This window comes from Enterococcus sp. DIV1537a, from assembly GCF_051712085.1.
In the GTDB taxonomy this organism is placed as follows: Bacteria; Bacillota; Bacilli; order Lactobacillales; family Enterococcaceae; genus Enterococcus; species Enterococcus faecalis.
This window is the reverse complement of the sequence record NZ_JBIOOE010000001.1, coordinates 488,371-503,647: the sequence shown is the minus strand read 5'-3', so window position 1 is coordinate 503,647 and position 15,277 is coordinate 488,371. Positions and strand designations below refer to the sequence as shown.

Annotated in this window: 12 protein-coding genes; 7 read left to right on the top strand and 5 right to left on the bottom strand. The window is 38.7% G+C overall.

Translation table 11 applies throughout. From position 1 onward, the window contains the following. Positions 1 to 32: 32 nt before the first annotated feature. The 3 genes from IGJ41_RS02605 to IGJ41_RS02595 are packed head-to-tail and all read left to right on the top strand — an operon-like array spanning position 33 to position 3,645. Positions 33 to 785, top strand: coding sequence for a DeoR/GlpR family DNA-binding transcription regulator (locus tag IGJ41_RS02605; RefSeq protein WP_002381250.1), 753 nt, complete (start codon positions 33 to 35; stop codon positions 783 to 785). Beyond that, positions 782 to 1,699: a 1-phosphofructokinase gene (pfkB, locus tag IGJ41_RS02600; RefSeq protein ID WP_002408025.1), complete on the top strand. Its 918-nt coding sequence runs from the start codon at positions 782 to 784 to the stop codon at positions 1,697 to 1,699. The genes IGJ41_RS02605 and pfkB overlap by 4 nt, the downstream gene beginning before the upstream one ends. Before the next feature lie 23 nt (positions 1,700 to 1,722). Beyond that, positions 1,723 to 3,645: a PTS fructose transporter subunit IIABC gene (locus IGJ41_RS02595; RefSeq protein WP_104855776.1), complete on the top strand. Its 1,923-nt coding sequence runs from the start codon at positions 1,723 to 1,725 to the stop codon at positions 3,643 to 3,645. A gap of 49 nt (positions 3,646 to 3,694) precedes the next feature. On the opposite strand, the gene IGJ41_RS02590 is transcribed toward IGJ41_RS02595, so the two are convergent. Next, a complete protein-coding gene (locus tag IGJ41_RS02590; RefSeq protein WP_002366175.1) occupies positions 3,695 to 4,357 on the bottom strand; it encodes a hypothetical protein in 663 nt (220 codons plus the stop codon). Between the two features lie 111 nt (positions 4,358 to 4,468). Continuing rightward, entirely contained in the window at positions 4,469 to 5,752 is a 1,284-nt protein-coding gene (gene tig / locus IGJ41_RS02585) for a trigger factor (RefSeq protein ID WP_002355556.1), read from the bottom strand. A 263-nt stretch (positions 5,753 to 6,015) separates the two neighbouring features. Between tig and IGJ41_RS02580 the strand changes: the two genes are divergently transcribed. The 3 genes from IGJ41_RS02580 to IGJ41_RS02570 are packed head-to-tail and all read left to right on the top strand — an operon-like array spanning position 6,016 to position 10,298. Then, the gene (locus IGJ41_RS02580; RefSeq protein WP_289855534.1) at positions 6,016 to 8,391 is read left to right on the top strand and encodes a hypothetical protein; all 2,376 of its coding nucleotides are present in this window, start codon (positions 6,016 to 6,018) and stop codon (positions 8,389 to 8,391) included. Positions 8,392 to 8,445: 54 nt separating this feature from the next. Then, positions 8,446 to 9,183 (top strand): WxL domain-containing protein, encoded by a 738-nt coding sequence (locus IGJ41_RS02575; protein WP_002382990.1) that lies wholly within the window; start codon positions 8,446 to 8,448, stop codon positions 9,181 to 9,183. 35 nt (positions 9,184 to 9,218) lie between these two features. Then, positions 9,219 to 10,298, top strand: coding sequence for a DUF916 and DUF3324 domain-containing protein (locus IGJ41_RS02570; protein WP_162783042.1), 1,080 nt, complete (start codon positions 9,219 to 9,221; stop codon positions 10,296 to 10,298). Positions 10,299 to 10,342: 44 nt separating this feature from the next. On the opposite strand, the gene ptsP is transcribed toward IGJ41_RS02570, so the two are convergent. The 3 genes from ptsP to IGJ41_RS02555 all read right to left on the bottom strand — a co-directional run bounded on the left by ptsP (position 10,343) and on the right by IGJ41_RS02555 (position 12,698). Then, positions 10,343 to 12,070, bottom strand: a complete 1,728-nt coding sequence (gene ptsP, locus IGJ41_RS02565; protein WP_002361251.1) for a phosphoenolpyruvate--protein phosphotransferase — start codon at positions 12,068 to 12,070, stop codon at positions 10,343 to 10,345. After that, the gene (locus IGJ41_RS02560; protein WP_002355551.1) at positions 12,070 to 12,336 is read right to left on the bottom strand and encodes a phosphocarrier protein HPr; all 267 of its coding nucleotides are present in this window, start codon (positions 12,334 to 12,336) and stop codon (positions 12,070 to 12,072) included. The genes ptsP and IGJ41_RS02560 overlap by 1 nt, the downstream gene beginning before the upstream one ends. A 170-nt stretch (positions 12,337 to 12,506) precedes the next feature. Further along, on the bottom strand, positions 12,507 to 12,698 hold the full coding sequence (locus tag IGJ41_RS02555) for a hypothetical protein (protein WP_002366170.1): 192 nt from the start codon (positions 12,696 to 12,698) through the stop codon (positions 12,507 to 12,509). A gap of 301 nt (positions 12,699 to 12,999) precedes the next feature. Between IGJ41_RS02555 and IGJ41_RS02550 the strand changes: the two genes are divergently transcribed. Then, positions 13,000 to 15,240, top strand: coding sequence for an AAA family ATPase (locus IGJ41_RS02550; RefSeq protein ID WP_438713817.1), 2,241 nt, complete (start codon positions 13,000 to 13,002; stop codon positions 15,238 to 15,240). Positions 15,241 to 15,277: the final 37 nt, after the last annotated feature.

Here is a 15,277-nt window from a genome sequence, read left to right as displayed (position 1 = left end):
GTGCTATTATATCCATGAAATGAGGGATGAAAATGCTTACGGAAGAACGACATCAAAAAATTTTACAATTGTTAGATCAAAAATCAGTCGTCAAATCGCAAGAACTTGCTAGCTTGTTTAATGCTTCAGAATCCACAATCCGCCGCGATTTACAAGAATTAGAAGACGCCAATTTGTTAGAACGCATTCACGGCGGCGCTAAGCGTATTCTTAATTTAGGCTTTGAACAAAACATGACGGAAAAATCAATCAAAAACACGCACGAAAAGCAAAAGATTGCTTCTTTAGCCGCTAGTTGTGTACAAGATGGCGATATGATCTATTTAGATGCTGGTTCAACCACGTTAGAAATGATCCCTTTTTTAGTTGGGAAACAAATCCATGTAGTGACGAATTCCGTGCATCACGCTGCAAAACTTAGCGATATGGAAATTCCCACTATTATGCTTGGTGGTACTTTGAAGCTCTCCACTAAAGCAATCATTGGTGCCACTAGTATGGAACAGCTACAACATTTTCGTTTTAACAAAGCTTTTTTAGGAACTAACGGCGCACATTTAGAGTTTGGTTTAACGACGCCTGATCCCGAAGAAGCAGCGCTAAAAGCCTTGGCTATTCATCAAGCAGAAACAGCCTATGTTTTACTGGATCATACAAAATTTAATGAAGTAACGTTTACCAAAGTGGAAGAATTAGAGTCAGTTACTTTACTAACTGACTACTGCCCTGCTGAATCGCTTCAAGGATTCCAGCAAAAAACTATTTTAATGGAGGCAAACAAATGATTTACACAGTGACTTTAAACCCTTCTATCGACTTTATCGTTCATGTCGATCATCTACAAATTGGTGATTTAAATCGGATGACGAATGATTTTAAATTACCCGGCGGCAAAGGAATCAACGTTTCACGTATTTTAAAACGTATGGAGACAGAATCCACTGCCTTAGGTTTTTTAGGTGGTTTTACAGGCTCATTCATTGCCGATTGGTTGAAAAAAGAAGAAATCCAAACGAATTTCACTCCCGTGTCTGCTGATACACGAATCAACATTAAATTGAAATCAGATACTGAAACAGAAATTAACGGCTTAGGACCTGCTCTAACAAACGAAGAAATTCAAGAACTAAAACAAGCAGTTAGTCGTGTTCAGGCTGGTGATATTGTTGTTCTTTCAGGAAGTACACCTGCTTCTCTACGCAAAGGATTTTACGAAGAATTAATCCAAATTGTGAAGGAAAAAGGCGCAGAATTTGTTATTGATACGACAGGTGAAGATTTAATGAACGCTTTGTCACAAAAGCCTTTATTGGTCAAGCCAAATAATCATGAGTTGGCAGAATTATATCATACAACCTTTACAAGTGTTGAAGACATTTTACCTTATGGACATCGGTTACTAGAAGAAGGAGCACAACACGTAATTATCTCAATGGCTGGTGATGGTGCATTACTTTTCACAGCAGAAGGTGTTTATCGTTCCAACGTTTTAAAACGCCCACTGAAAAATTCTGTCGGCGCTGGCGACTCAATGATTGCTGGTTTTATTGGCAACTTTTCAAAAACACAAGATCCTTTAGAGGCTTTCAAATGGGGTGTCGCTTGCGGTAGCGCGACTGCTTTTTCTGATGATTTAGCCTCAGAAGATTTTATCCAAGAACTTATCCACGAAGTAACAATTGAAAAAATTTCAGAATAAATCCACTAAGGGAGGAAAATAGAGTGAACATTAATGATTTATTAATAAAAGATGTCATGATTATGGATTTACAAGCTACTGATAAAAAAGGCGCGATTGATGAAATGATCCAAAAATTATACGATGGTGGCCGCATCTCTGACATTGACACTTACAAAGAAGGAATTTTAAAACGCGAAGCACAAACATCAACTGGTTTAGGCGACGGTATCGCTATGCCTCACGCAAAAAATAGTGCCGTAAAAGAACCGACAGTTCTTTTCGCTAAAAGTAAAAAAGGTGTTGATTATGAAGCACTAGATGGACAACCTACTTATCTATTCTTCATGATTGCTGCCCCAGAAGGCGCTAATGATACACATCTCCAAGCGCTTGCGGCCCTTTCTCGATTACTTATCGATCCAGACTTTGTTGGCAAATTGAAAGAAGCGGAAACTCCAGAAGCAGTACAAGCTCTTTTCCAAGCAGCAGAAGATCAAAAAGAAGCGGAAGAAAAAGCAGAACAAGAACAAACAACGCCAGCACCAGAAAGCAATCGTAAATATATTATTGCTGTGACTGCTTGTCCTACAGGAATTGCTCATACTTACATGGCTGAAGATGCGCTGAAGAAAAAAGCAAAAGAAATGGGCGTAGACATTAAAGTAGAAACAAACGGTTCAGAAGGAATTAAAAATCGTTTAACTGCTGAAGATATTGCTCGTGCTGATGGCGTGATTGTCGCAGCCGATAAAAAAGTAGAAATGAATCGATTTGATGGTAAAAAATTAGTCAATCGTCCCGTCAGTGATGGAATTCGTAAAACCGAAGAACTAATTAACTTAGCCATTAGTGGTGAAGCTCCTACTTTCCATGGCAGTGACTCGGCTGCAAGCGATCAAGAGGATTCAGCGGAAGGTTCAATCGGTTCTCGTATCTATAAAGATTTAATGAATGGTGTTTCTCATATGTTACCTTTCGTTATTGGTGGCGGAATTGCCATTGCTCTTTCCTTTATGATTGATCAATTTATCGGGGTTCCTCAAGATCAATTAGCCAATTTAGGGAATTACAATGACGTAGCTAGCTGGTTTAACCAAATTGGTGGCGCAGCATTTGGCTTTATGTTACCTGTCTTAGCTGGTTTTATTGCTTCTAGTATTGGGGATCGTCCAGGCTTAGTTGCTGGTTTCGCGGCTGGTGCATTAGCAAACGCCGGAGGAGCTGGGTTCCTTGGGGCCCTAATCGGTGGTTTCTTAGCTGGTTATGTAGTGGTTCTTTTACGTAAAGTTTTCAAAGGCTTGCCAAAATCATTAGATGGAATTAAAACCATTTTATTCTATCCAGTTTTTGGTTTGATTATTACAGGCTTATTAATGTTAGTCATTAACATCCCAATGAAAGCAATTAATGATGCGTTAAATCATTTCCTACTTGGCTTAGATGGCACAAATGCAGCTTTACTTGGTGCCTTATTAGCTGGTATGATGGCCATCGACTTAGGTGGACCAGTTAACAAAGCTGCTTATGTTTTCGGTACAGCTACGCTAGCAAGTACTGTTGCAGAAGGTGGCAGCGTGGTCATGGCTTCTGTAATGGCTGGCGGAATGGTTCCTCCATTAGCAATTTTCGTAGCAACTCGTTTATTTAAAAATAAATTTACAAAAGATCAACAAGATGCCGGCTTAACCAATATTGTAATGGGCCTTTCTTTTGTCACTGAAGGGGCAATTCCTTTTGCAGCAGCTGACCCATTACGTGTGATTCCAAGTTTCGTGGTAGGTTCTGCCTTTACTGGTGCGTTGGTTGGTGCGTTTGGTATCAAATTATTGGCACCACATGGAGGAATCTTCGTCGTCTTCCTATTAAGTAATCCATTACTATATCTATTGTTCATCTTAATTGGGGCGATTATTTCAGGAATTGTCTACGGACTTTTGAAAAAACCTGTCGAAGTACCTGCTTAAAAAAACAGCAAAAAAGCGATTCAACCATGGTTGAATCGCTTTTTTATTATTATTTTCTCTTTATCGCATAATTTTCTAAATACTCAGGATTTCCTTTGCTTCTGATATACGTGTACACGCCCATCACAAAGGCCCCAAGGGTATTGGTAAATAAATCCCCCATCGTATCCATTAAAGCAGCACGCCCAATAAATGGTTGGCCGTTGGACATATTATAGCGTTGTAAGTTCATGTTCCCTAGTGAATCGCAGATAAATTCCCAGAATTCCCAGAAGACGCCACAAAGCCCTGCAAATGCAAACCCAAATAATAAAAACAACCACGGGGAAACATCGGCGTACTTCGTTTTCTTCAATAGGAAACCAGCAATACCATAACCCACAGCAGTTAACAGCATCGGACTAACAAAGTGTAAAATTTTATCCCAGAACGAAATGATTGAAATCATATGCAACGAGGTTCCTAGGAATACTGAAATAAATAAGAAAAACCAGTAAAAATAAACGATAGTCGGTGGCATAATAATTTTTAAAAATTTATTGACAAGATCCGGTAAAAAGATTAGACCAATTCCAAGTAAACATTCGATAACGAACGTCACACCTTGTTTTGTTGAATACTTAGCCGTAAAAAATTCCCAGAGATTGTACGTCAAGCATAAGATGCCAAACACCACTAATCCATATTTAATTTTCGAATAATTTTTATCCATTTTGACACACCCTTTCAAAAGTTATTTTATATGAAAAAAACTGTAGATGAAAGACACCTTCCATCTACAGTTTTAGAAAACTCTATCGAATGAAGAGCTTATTAAAAATGTTTATTTTTCAACAGCTGTTTCAGTAATTGTTTCAACAGCACGTTTCATACGAATATCGTGTTCTAACATGTCGTTGTTTAATACTTTACGTACTTGCGCTTCAGGCATGTTGTATTGTTCTGCTAAATCTTTCACTTCAGCATCGATGTCTTCTTGTGTTACTTCGATGTTTTCAGCTTTGGCAACTGCTTCAATCACTAAGTTTGTTTTTGTGCGTGTTTCTGCTTCGCCTTCAAATTGTTTGTGTAAATCTTCTTCTGTAGAACCAGTTAATTGGTAGTACATTTCAGGAGAAATTCCTTGGCGTTGCATGTTGTTTAAGAATTCATCCATTGAACGGTGAACTTCGTCGTGAACCATTACGTGTGGTAATTCAACGATTTCAGCATTTTCAACAGCTAAACGAATTGCTTCTTCGTCTTTTGCTTCTTCAGCTGCTGCTTCTTTTGCTTCTGTCAATTCTTTACGGAATTTTTCTTTTAATTCGTCTAATGATTCTACTGAATCGTCAACGTCTTTTGCAAATTCATCATCCAATTCTGGTAATTCTTTTGCTTTTACTTCATGAACAGTTACTTTGAAGACTGCTTCTTTACCAGCTAAATCTTCTGCTTGGTAATCTTCAGGGAAAGTAACGTTTACTTCTACTTCTTCGCCAGCTTTTTTGCCAACTAATTGGTCTTCAAAGCCTGGAATAAATGAATTAGAACCTAATTCTAATGAGTAATTTTCGCCTTTGCCGCCTTCAAATGCTTCGTCGCCTAAGAAGCCTTCAAAGTCGATAACTACAGTGTCGCCATTTTCAGCAGCGGCATCTTCTTTGATTACTAATTCAGCTTGAGATTCTTGTTCGCGTTTCAAACGTGCTTCCACGTCTTCATCTGTTACTTCACGGTCTTGTTTAGACACTGTTAAGTTTTTGTATTCGCCTAATTTTACTTCAGGTTTTACAGTTACTTCAGCAGTGATAACCCAGTCTTCCCCTTTATTCATGCTTTCAACATCAATTTTTGGTTGTGCTACTGGTTCAATTCCTGCTTCTAATACAGCCGCTTCATATGCTTCTGGTAAAACAGCGTTTAACGCATCTTCGTATAACGCTTCTTCTCCATACATACGGTTAAAAACAGTACGTGATACTTTTCCTTTACGGAAACCAGGTACGTTTAAGTTTTTTTTCACTTTATTGAACGCTTGCGTTAATCCTTTTTCGATTACTGCTTGTTCGATTGAAAAAGTTAATACACCATCATTAGTGCCTTTTTTTTCCCATTTCGCAGACATTTGTTTCCCTCCGAATAACATTTAATTTTATACATCAAACTTTATTTATGCATACCTTTAAATAGTACACTATCCCTAGGAAAATGTAAATATTTTAAGTGCTAAGAAGTGAAAGAAAGACTCGATTTTTAGCAAACTATCAGTTTTTTAATTTTTTCGGATTAAAAAAGCATAGAATTTCGAGAAATTTCCTTCTTAAACTCCTAAAAGATTGTGAACAAAATATCTTGTTCACCATCGGATGTAATCGCTTTACTTTATGAATGGCCCATTATAGAATGTATGTACTCAATATTTACGCATTATATATTTTCGTCATTATACATATAATATCAAAAAAGGAGAGGATGGTTTTGAATAAGTTCGTATGTGGAATCTTTTCTTGCATCATATCATGGCTTTTTTTATCGCTGACTCAACCTTTGATAGCTCATTCTGAAACACTGAACCCTACAACTCACGCCTCTACTTTTAGTGAAACATTTACTTCAGTTTCAACAGAACAACAAACAACTCAAGCAACCGATATCGTGGAACAAGAAACCGAGCAAACCCATGCTTCCTCTGAAAACGATGAACCTATGGCACCTACGCCAGCTAGTGTTTCTGTTGGTAATAGCACCTTAAAAAGTACCTTAAGCACGGGAACGTATAACCAAGATATTATCACACTTTCGTATGAATACAGTGTGACACTTATCGGCTTAGCAATTAATGATCGACCGATTATTGCTATTCAACTTCCTACAGAAATTTCAAGCCAGTTAGATAACGACACTCTAAAGCAACAAGATTTTCTGACTCTTTTAACAGGGACTGTCAGTTATCCAGGAACAGCCACTCAAGATATTCACAGTTCAACTAACGGCGTCAGCCTCTCTTATAGTAGCACTTATCATTCTGTTTATCTGACTTTTCCAAGTAGCACCTTGGTGTTACTTCCCGGAACCAAATGGTCTGCCGCCATTTCGTTTGATGTGGGCGCACTTTATAAACGAGGAATTTCAATCCCTCCTGCTCTTAACGGCAAAGACTATCCGATTCGAGGAACCTTTACAGATGTCGGCACTGGATTAGGTGCAATTAATATTATTATTGGAAACAATACAAAAACAGGCGTAATTAGCAAAGCTCAACTTAGTTTAGGTAATTATCCCGTTCCTCAAGTCACACCAGCCAAACTAACTCAACCAAATCATCTGGACACTACTGTAACAGGGACCATTCAACAAGTACAAGACCCAAACTATAACTACTCTGTTCAATTAACCTTGAACCGCCATGATGGCACCACTACCCCCATTGTGGTGAAAGGGATTTCTGTCGATGCAGCCGGAAATTTCTCGACATCGTTAGCTTCACCATTAGAATATGGCGACACGCTCTCTACAATTGTCTTTGCTCGTTCAAAAACGTCAACCGACTATATTCAAAGCAGCCCCTCAGCTGACCAAAGTGTCAATTGGTCAATCCAACCAGTCACAAACGTAGTCGCTAATGCCGGCTCAACTCAACTTTCAGGTAAAGCTTCTCAAGCATCTAACGGAACCTATCAAGTTAAAGTACAAATAAATGGTGGTTCTATTTTCACAACGTCCTTAGATTCCAATGGCCATTTTCAATTTGCTAATTTACCCACTTTCCAAGGGGGAGAAACGGTTAGCTTGTGGGTCCAAGGTCTCAGCAATCGCACTGGCCTCCCTTTGTTAACCAGTTCTACTGTTTCTCAAACAGTTGCTTATCCTGTGCCTCAACTAACGGTCACGCAAATCATTGAGCGGAAAAATGCACAAGGGCTCTGGGAAGCTGCAAACTCTCTCGTAAGTGGGCAAATCATTCGTTTCACGTTAATCACACGTTTAACCAATCAACCAGCAACGTGGATGAATCAGCAATTACGAGCAACGGTGCCTAAAGGACTGGCTCAACTTTCAGCTGCTACATTAACAAAACAATCAGCAGCAGGTTTAAGTACGCCAATAGCTGGGCTTCAACTTTTAACTGATAGTTCCACTGGTTTGCCGTATTGGAGTTATCATAATTCGCTGCCAGCAGATAATTTTACGGAAGCCAATACACAATTCACCTTACAATATACAGCAACGGTTACAGAAGAATGGATAAACCAATTTCTTTTATTTTCTAGCACGGTTACTGGCAATGATGGTGGCGGAACGCCAATTACGCCAATCACTAAGGAACAGTCTTTACCTATCAAAAACGGTACCCTCCGTTTTGTGCAGATGCCAACTACAGTTTCCTTTAAAAATTTACCTTTCCCCAGCAAACGAACCATATACTCACCATCGACTATCAGCGCTCCTTTCCTCATTGCCGATGGTCGAGTTGCAAAAACACCATGGCATTTGTTGGTAAGAGAGAGTCAGCCCATGCATTCAACTTCTACAAATAAAACGATCCAGCAAGCTTTCATTTATCGAAAAAATGGTAGTGATTTTCCTCTCTCCTCTTTAGCAACCGAAGTTTATCAATACACCGCAACGGACGATAACAATGTAGAAATTCCTTGGAACCAACAAAATGGACTTTTTTTAAGCGTTGCTCCTGACCTTAATTTAACGGTCAAAGAATCTTACACTGCCGAATTACAATGGATTCTTTCTGATACACCCCTCTAATTAGGATTTAGCTTTTTTAAAAGTTAAAAATAAACAAGAAAGAAGGAATAAAAAATGAAAAAGATCGTGCGCATTTCAAGCATTTTGTTCGTTGCAACGCCTCTTATGCTTTTAAATAGTCCAAAAGTTGAAGCAGCTCAAGTCGCTTCTATTCAATCCAACGCTGATATTACGTTTGCTCTTGATAATACTGTCACGCCACCTGTCAACCCGACGAACCCTTCTCAGCCTGTGACACCTAATCCTGCTGATCCTCATCAACCTGGTACAGCCGGACCCCTTAGTATTGACTATGTTTCAAATATCCATTTTGGATCAAAACAAATTCAAGCCGGAACAGCAATCTATTCGGCACAACTGGACCAAGTACAAAATAGTACTGGCGATTTAATTAGCGTGCCAAACTATGTTCAAGTAACTGACAAACGTGGTCTAAATCTTGGCTGGAAATTATCAGTTAAACAGAGTGCGCAATTTGCTACAAGTGATTCAACACCCGCTGTTTTGGATAATGCATCCTTGACCTTTTTAGCAGCAACACCCAATTCAACACAGTTACTTTCTTTGGCGCCATTAACGGTCCCAGTAACCTTGGATCCAACTGGTGCCGCTACTTCTCCTGTGGCGACTGCCGCTCTTTCAACAGGAATGGGCACTTGGACATTAGCTTTTGGTAACGGAGCGACCGCTGCTCAAGGCATTCAATTAACTGTTCCTGCGACAACGAAAAAAGTTGCAGCTAAACAATATAAAACAACGCTTACTTGGATTTTGGATGATACACCACTTTAAAAGAAAACAAACAAGGTATTGCATGAAACAACTTCATGCAATACCTTCTTATAAAAAATTGTCAAAAAGGAGTGCACACTATGAATCAGCAGCTTTTTAAATGGCTCCATGCTATTAGCGTCATCATTTTTTTATTTTTTATTGGCTCTTATTCTGTAGAAGCAAGCGAAATGACTTTTTCTGTAAAAGCCATTTTACCCGACAATCAACGAACCAAAGAGACAAGTTATTTTGATCTACGTGTCGCTCCAAACCAAACACAAAAGCTACAAATCGAACTAACGAATCAAACAGCCAACGACATTACCGTGCTAGCTTCAGCCAATACAGCGATTACTAATGATAATGGCTTGGCAGATTATTCTCATGCTGAAACAAAAAAAGATCCATCTGCACCTTTTACCTTTAATGAGATTGCGCAATTACCAAAAGAAATCTACCTACCTAAACACTCAACCAAGACTGTTGAATGTCAGCTTACTTTACCGGAAAAACCATTTAATGGTTATGTTTTAGGAGGACTCTACTTTGAACAAAAGTCAGATGAACAACCTGCTCACTCAGAAAACGGCGTGGCCATCAATAATCGTTTTTCTTATGTAGTCGGTGTCTTACTTAGTGAAACAGATGAACCTGTTCAGCCAAAATTATCTTTAAATGAAGTAAAAACCGATCAAGCTAACGGTCGTAACCGCGTATTAATGAATCTCCAAAACAAACAAGCGGCTATGATTAAAAAATTACAAGTCGATGCCTCTTTATATTATGAAAAAGAAGCTAAACCTCGCTACGAAAATCACCAAGAGTCGTTAACAATGGCCCCTAATACAAATTTTAATTATCGGATTGACTTAAAGGAACAACCTTTTGTTCCTGGAAATTATACTGTAAAAATCAAAGCAAACGATGGCTATCAAGACTATTCGTGGGAAAAACACTTAGTCATCCAAGAAAAAGAAGCTAAAAAATACAATGCTACCGCCGTCAACCTCCCACCTGAAAAGCACACCAATTTCCCTTGGAAACTGGTGTTTAGCATCACGCTAGTTTTTCTATTCATTTTGGGAAGCACGATTTATTATTTCAAGAAAAAAATACGTGAATCGCAACAATAAAAAAGCACATCGACAATTGTCGATGTGCTTTCATAATCGCTTAATTATTTTGTATATTCTTCAACTAATGCAACGACTTCTTCCATCGTGTCGCATTCTTTTAATGCGCGGTCAGCAAGTTCAGCCATTTTAGTTGTGTCTAGACGTTTCATCAAGCTACGTGTTTTAAGGATAGATGTAGCACTCATTGAGAACTCATCTAAGCCCATACCCAATAGTAATGGAACAGCTGTTTGATCGCCCGCCATTTCACCACACATACCAGCCCATTTACCTTCAGCGTGTGCTGCATCAATTACATTTTTAATTAAACGTAAGATTGATGGGTTGTATGGTTGGTATAAGTAAGAAACGCGTTCATTCATACGGTCTGCCGCCATTGTGTATTGGATTAAGTCGTTGGTTCCAACACTAAAGAAGTCTACTTCTTTGGCAAATTTATCAGCTAATACGGCAGCTGCTGGAATTTCAATCATAATACCTACTTGGATATCGTTTGAAACTTCAACACCTTCGTTGACTAATTTTTGTTTTTCGTCTTCAAAGATTGCTTTCGCTGCTCTAAATTCTTTCAAAGTAGCAACCATTGGGAACATGATACGTAAGTTACCATGAACAGACGCACGTAATAATGCACGCATTTGTGTACGGAACATGCCGTCACCTAGTTCTGATAAGCTAATACGTAATGCACGGTAACCTAAGAATGGGTTCATTTCGTGTGGTAATGTTAGGTAAGGAAGCTCTTTGTCCCCACCAATATCCATTGTACGAACCACAACTGGTTTTCCTTCCATTCCTTCAAGAACTGCTTTATACGCTTGGTATTGGTCCTCTTCAGTTGGAAAGTCAGATGAATCCATGTATAAGAATTCTGTACGATATAAACCAACAGCTTCGCCGCCGTTTTTGTGTACGCCTTCTAAATCTTTTGGTGTACCAATGTTTGCAGCTAACTCAACATGTTTGCCGTCAGCTGTCACTGTTTCTGCATTTTTTAGTTTATCCCATTCTGCTTTTTGATCTGCATAAGCTTTTGCTTCTGCTTCAAATTCAGATTTTTCAGCATCTGTTGGGTCAATAATAACATCCCCAATGATTCCGTTCACTGCTAAAATATCGCCTGCTTTTACTTTGTCAGTAATTTCTTTTGTACCAACGATTGCAGGGATTTCTAACGAACGAGCCATGATTGCTGAGTGAGAAGTACGTCCGCCGATGTCTGTAACAAAGGCTTTAACATACGTACGGTCTAATTGTGCAGTATCACTAGGTGTTAAGTCATGGGCAACCACGATTACTTCTTCGTTAATCATTGAAGGATTTGGAAGAGTCACACCTAATAAATGTGCTAAGATACGTTTGGCAACGTCACGAATATCTGCTGCACGCTCTTGCATGTAAGCATTGTCGTCCATTGCTTCAAACATACCAATATACATATCCGTAACTTCTTTCAAGGCAGCTTCTGCATTGACTTTGTTGTCTTGGATATTTTGTTTGATTTGACCAACCATTTCTGGGTCAGATAAAACCATTAAATGAGCATCGAAAACTTGCGCTTCTGCTTCACCAAGGCTTTGAGCTGCTTTGTCGCGAATTGCTTGCAACTCTTCAGTAGATTTTGCTAAAGCATCGTCTAAGCGAGTTGCTTCTGCATCAGTATCTTCTACGGAAGTTTTGTTGAAAGACAAGTCAGGTTGAACTAGCAGGTAAGCTTTAGCAACAGCAACGCCATCACTTGCGGCAATCCCTTTTAGCATCTCAGACATTATTCAGCCAATCCTTCTTTTTGTAATGTTTCAACGATTGCTGCCATTCCTTCAGCTTCGTCAGCACCATCAACAGTGATTGTTACGTCAGAACCTTGACCAACGCCTAAAGACATAACGCCCATGATTGATTTTAAGTTAACAGATTTACCTTTGTATTCTAAGTTAATATCTGAGTTAAATTTGCTTGCAGTTTGTACTAATAAAGTAGCTGGACGTGCGTGAATTCCTGTTTCTGCTACAATGTGAAATTCTTTCTTTTCCATATAAATCGGTCTCCTTCGTAAATAAAAAATTTTTATGTTAGGGTTTTCCTTTCTTGATACGCTAAAATCAAACGTCTACTCGAAAAAAGACCCTTTCAGTTTCTAAGATTACCATTTTTTTCTATCTTACACAACACTTTTTGCTTAAATTTCGTGATGTTTTGCACTGACTATTCTTCCTCTTTTTGGTAACGATAAATGATTCGTCCATTTAACCCCGCTTCTCCAACAATTTCCGCGCGGTCAGGCAAAGAAATCCAAGCATCACGAAATTGGAAAAATTCATTTTGCTCCACGATTAATTCAGAGATTTCTCCAGCTTTTAATGAAGCAATTTTTTCTACAAAAGGATTTTCAGCCATTGATTTCACCACTCTTTCTCTTAAATATCAACTCTTATAGTTTACTTGAAAATGGCGCAATTGTCTGTAAAAAAATCGAATCTTTGCCTTTTTTTAAACAAGGTCTTTTACTTGATTCTCTTACAAAAAATGCTATAATAACTTCAAAGGTCAAAAATGGTCAAGTGGTTTTATAGACAGAATTTATTCCTGCTATCTAGCACTTGGCTGGTTTGAGGAAAAATGGTCTGTTTACTAGAAATAATAGAGCAAACAGCTATTTTTCTGGCCTCAGTTATTTTGAAAGGATGTGTTTCATTCAATGATTTGTCAAAATTGTCAACAAAATGAAGCAACAATTCATTTATATGCAAATGTGAATGGTCAAAGAAAACAACTGGACTATTGCCAAAGCTGCTATCAAAAATTAAAAAATCAAGCAAATAATTCCCCTCAAAATATGGGACAAGACCCTTTTGGCTTTGGGAGTTTAGACGATTTATATCGTTCTCTTTCTCGCCAAATGCAACAAGGTAATCCTTATGAACAACAAACACCACCCACTCAATTTGGTGATGGTGGTAATGGAGGTCAACCCCCTCGCGGAGGCGCTGGCGCTGGTCAAGGTTTACTAGGCGAGTATGGGATTAACATCACCGAAGCGGCACGCCAAGGAGATATCGATCCTGTGGTAGGACGTGACCAAGAAATTAAGCGTGTCATTGAAATCTTAAATCGCCGTACAAAAAACAACCCCGTTTTAATCGGTGAACCAGGTGTTGGTAAAACAGCCGTTGTCGAAGGTTTAGCCCAAAAAATTGTCGATGGCGATGTGCCCCAAAAATTATTGGACAAAGAAGTCATTCGTTTAGATGTGGTTTCACTTGTTCAAGGAACTGGTATTCGCGGACAATTTGAAGAACGGATGCAAAAATTGATTGAAGAAATCACTGAAGCTGAAAATGTCATTTTATTTATTGATGAAGTCCATGAAATTGTGGGTGCTGGTGCTGCTGGTGATGGCAACATGGATGCTGGCAATATTTTAAAACCAGCCTTAGCACGTGGTGAATTACAATTAGTCGGTGCCACAACTTTAAATGAGTACCGTATTATTGAAAAAGATGCTGCCTTAGAACGTCGGATGCAACCAGTCCAAGTAGATGAGCCAACCGTTGCCGAAACCATAACGATTTTACATGGTTTGCAAAAACGTTATGAAGATTATCATCATGTTAAATATACAGATGAAGCGATTAACGCAGCAGCAAACTTATCCAATCGTTACATTCAAGATCGCTTTTTACCAGATAAAGCGATTGACTTGTTAGATGAATCTGGTTCAAAAATGAATCTAACTATCCAACTCGTCGATCCAAAAACAATTGATAAAAAATTAGCAGAAGCGGAACAACAAAAACAACAAGCTTCTACAGAAGAAGACTTTGAAAAAGCGGCTTACTATCGTGATCAAATCAATAAATTACAAGCAATGAAAGAAAAACAAATCAGCGATGAAGAAACACCCGTCATCACTGAAAAAGATATTGAAGCCATTGTGGAACAAAAAACTGGCATTCCTGTCGGTGACTTAAAAGAAAAAGAACAAACCCAATTGAAAAATTTAGCTGTTGACTTAAAAGCTCATGTTGTCGGACAAGATGATGCCGTCGATAAAGTAGCTAAAGCGATTCGTCGCAATCGTGTAGGCCTAGGCAAACAAAACCGCCCAATTGGTTCCTTCTTATTTGTAGGGCCAACAGGCGTTGGTAAAACAGAATTAGCAAAACAATTAGCCTTTGAGCTATTCGGTTCAGAAGATTCGATGGTTCGTTTTGATATGAGTGAGTATATGGAAAAACACAGTGTTTCTAAACTGATTGGTTCTCCTCCAGGCTATGTTGGGTATGACGAAGCTGGACAACTCACAGAAAAAGTCCGTCGTAATCCTTATAGTTTAATTTTATTGGATGAAATTGAAAAAGCGCATCCTGATGTTTTACACATGTTTTTACAAATTCTCGACGATGGTCGTTTAACAGATGCACAAGGTCGTACAGTCAGCTTTAAAGACACCATCATTATCATGACAAGTAATGCTGGAACAGGAGCTGTGGAAGCCAACGTTGGGTTTGGCGCTGCCCGTGAAGGTGTGACTAAATCTGTTTTAGGTCAATTGAACAACTTCTTCACTCCCGAATTCCTTAACCGTTTCGATGGTATTATCGAATTCAAAGCATTAAGCAAAGAAAACCTGATGAACATTGTCAGCTTGATGTTAGAAGAAGTAAATGGCTTATTAGCTAAACAAAAATTACACATTGAGGTTCCAACAGAAGTCAAAGAGAAACTCGTTGATTTAGGTTATGATCCTGCAATGGGCGCTCGTCCTTTACGTCGAACAATTCAAGAACAAATTGAAGACGGCATTGCTGAATACTATCTAGATCATCCTGAAAATCATCAATTAGTCGCAGCGTTAGATAACGAAGGTAAAATTATCGTAACTGGCGCACAAGAAGTGACTAAAACAGAAACTTCAACATCTGACCAAGCAGAATAATCAAAAATCCGCACGCATTAATAACAATGCGTGCGGA

Excerpts from the sequence above, each read along its gene's own strand:
- IGJ41_RS02570 (WP_162783042.1), top strand. The coding sequence starts at position 9,219 with ATGCAATACCTTCTTATAAAAAATTGTCAAAAAGGAGTGCACACTATG.
- tig (WP_002355556.1), bottom strand. The coding sequence starts at position 5,752 with ATGTCTGCGAAATGGGAAAAAAAAGGCACTAATGATGGTGTATTAACT.
- IGJ41_RS02555 (WP_002366170.1), bottom strand. The coding sequence starts at position 12,698 with ATGGCTGAAAATCCTTTTGTAGAAAAAATTGCTTCATTAAAAGCTGGA.
- pfkB (WP_002408025.1), top strand. The coding sequence starts at position 782 with ATGATTTACACAGTGACTTTAAACCCTTCTATCGACTTTATCGTTCAT.
- ptsP (WP_002361251.1), bottom strand. The coding sequence starts at position 12,070 with ATGTCTGAGATGCTAAAAGGGATTGCCGCAAGTGATGGCGTTGCTGTT.
- IGJ41_RS02550 (WP_438713817.1), top strand. The coding sequence starts at position 13,000 with ATGATTTGTCAAAATTGTCAACAAAATGAAGCAACAATTCATTTATAT.
- IGJ41_RS02575 (WP_002382990.1), top strand. The coding sequence starts at position 8,446 with ATGAAAAAGATCGTGCGCATTTCAAGCATTTTGTTCGTTGCAACGCCT.
- IGJ41_RS02560 (WP_002355551.1), bottom strand. The coding sequence starts at position 12,336 with ATGGAAAAGAAAGAATTTCACATTGTAGCAGAAACAGGAATTCACGCA.
- IGJ41_RS02605 (WP_002381250.1), top strand. The coding sequence starts at position 33 with ATGCTTACGGAAGAACGACATCAAAAAATTTTACAATTGTTAGATCAA.
- IGJ41_RS02580 (WP_289855534.1), top strand. The coding sequence starts at position 6,016 with ATGGCCCATTATAGAATGTATGTACTCAATATTTACGCATTATATATT.
- IGJ41_RS02590 (WP_002366175.1), bottom strand. The coding sequence starts at position 4,357 with ATGGATAAAAATTATTCGAAAATTAAATATGGATTAGTGGTGTTTGGC.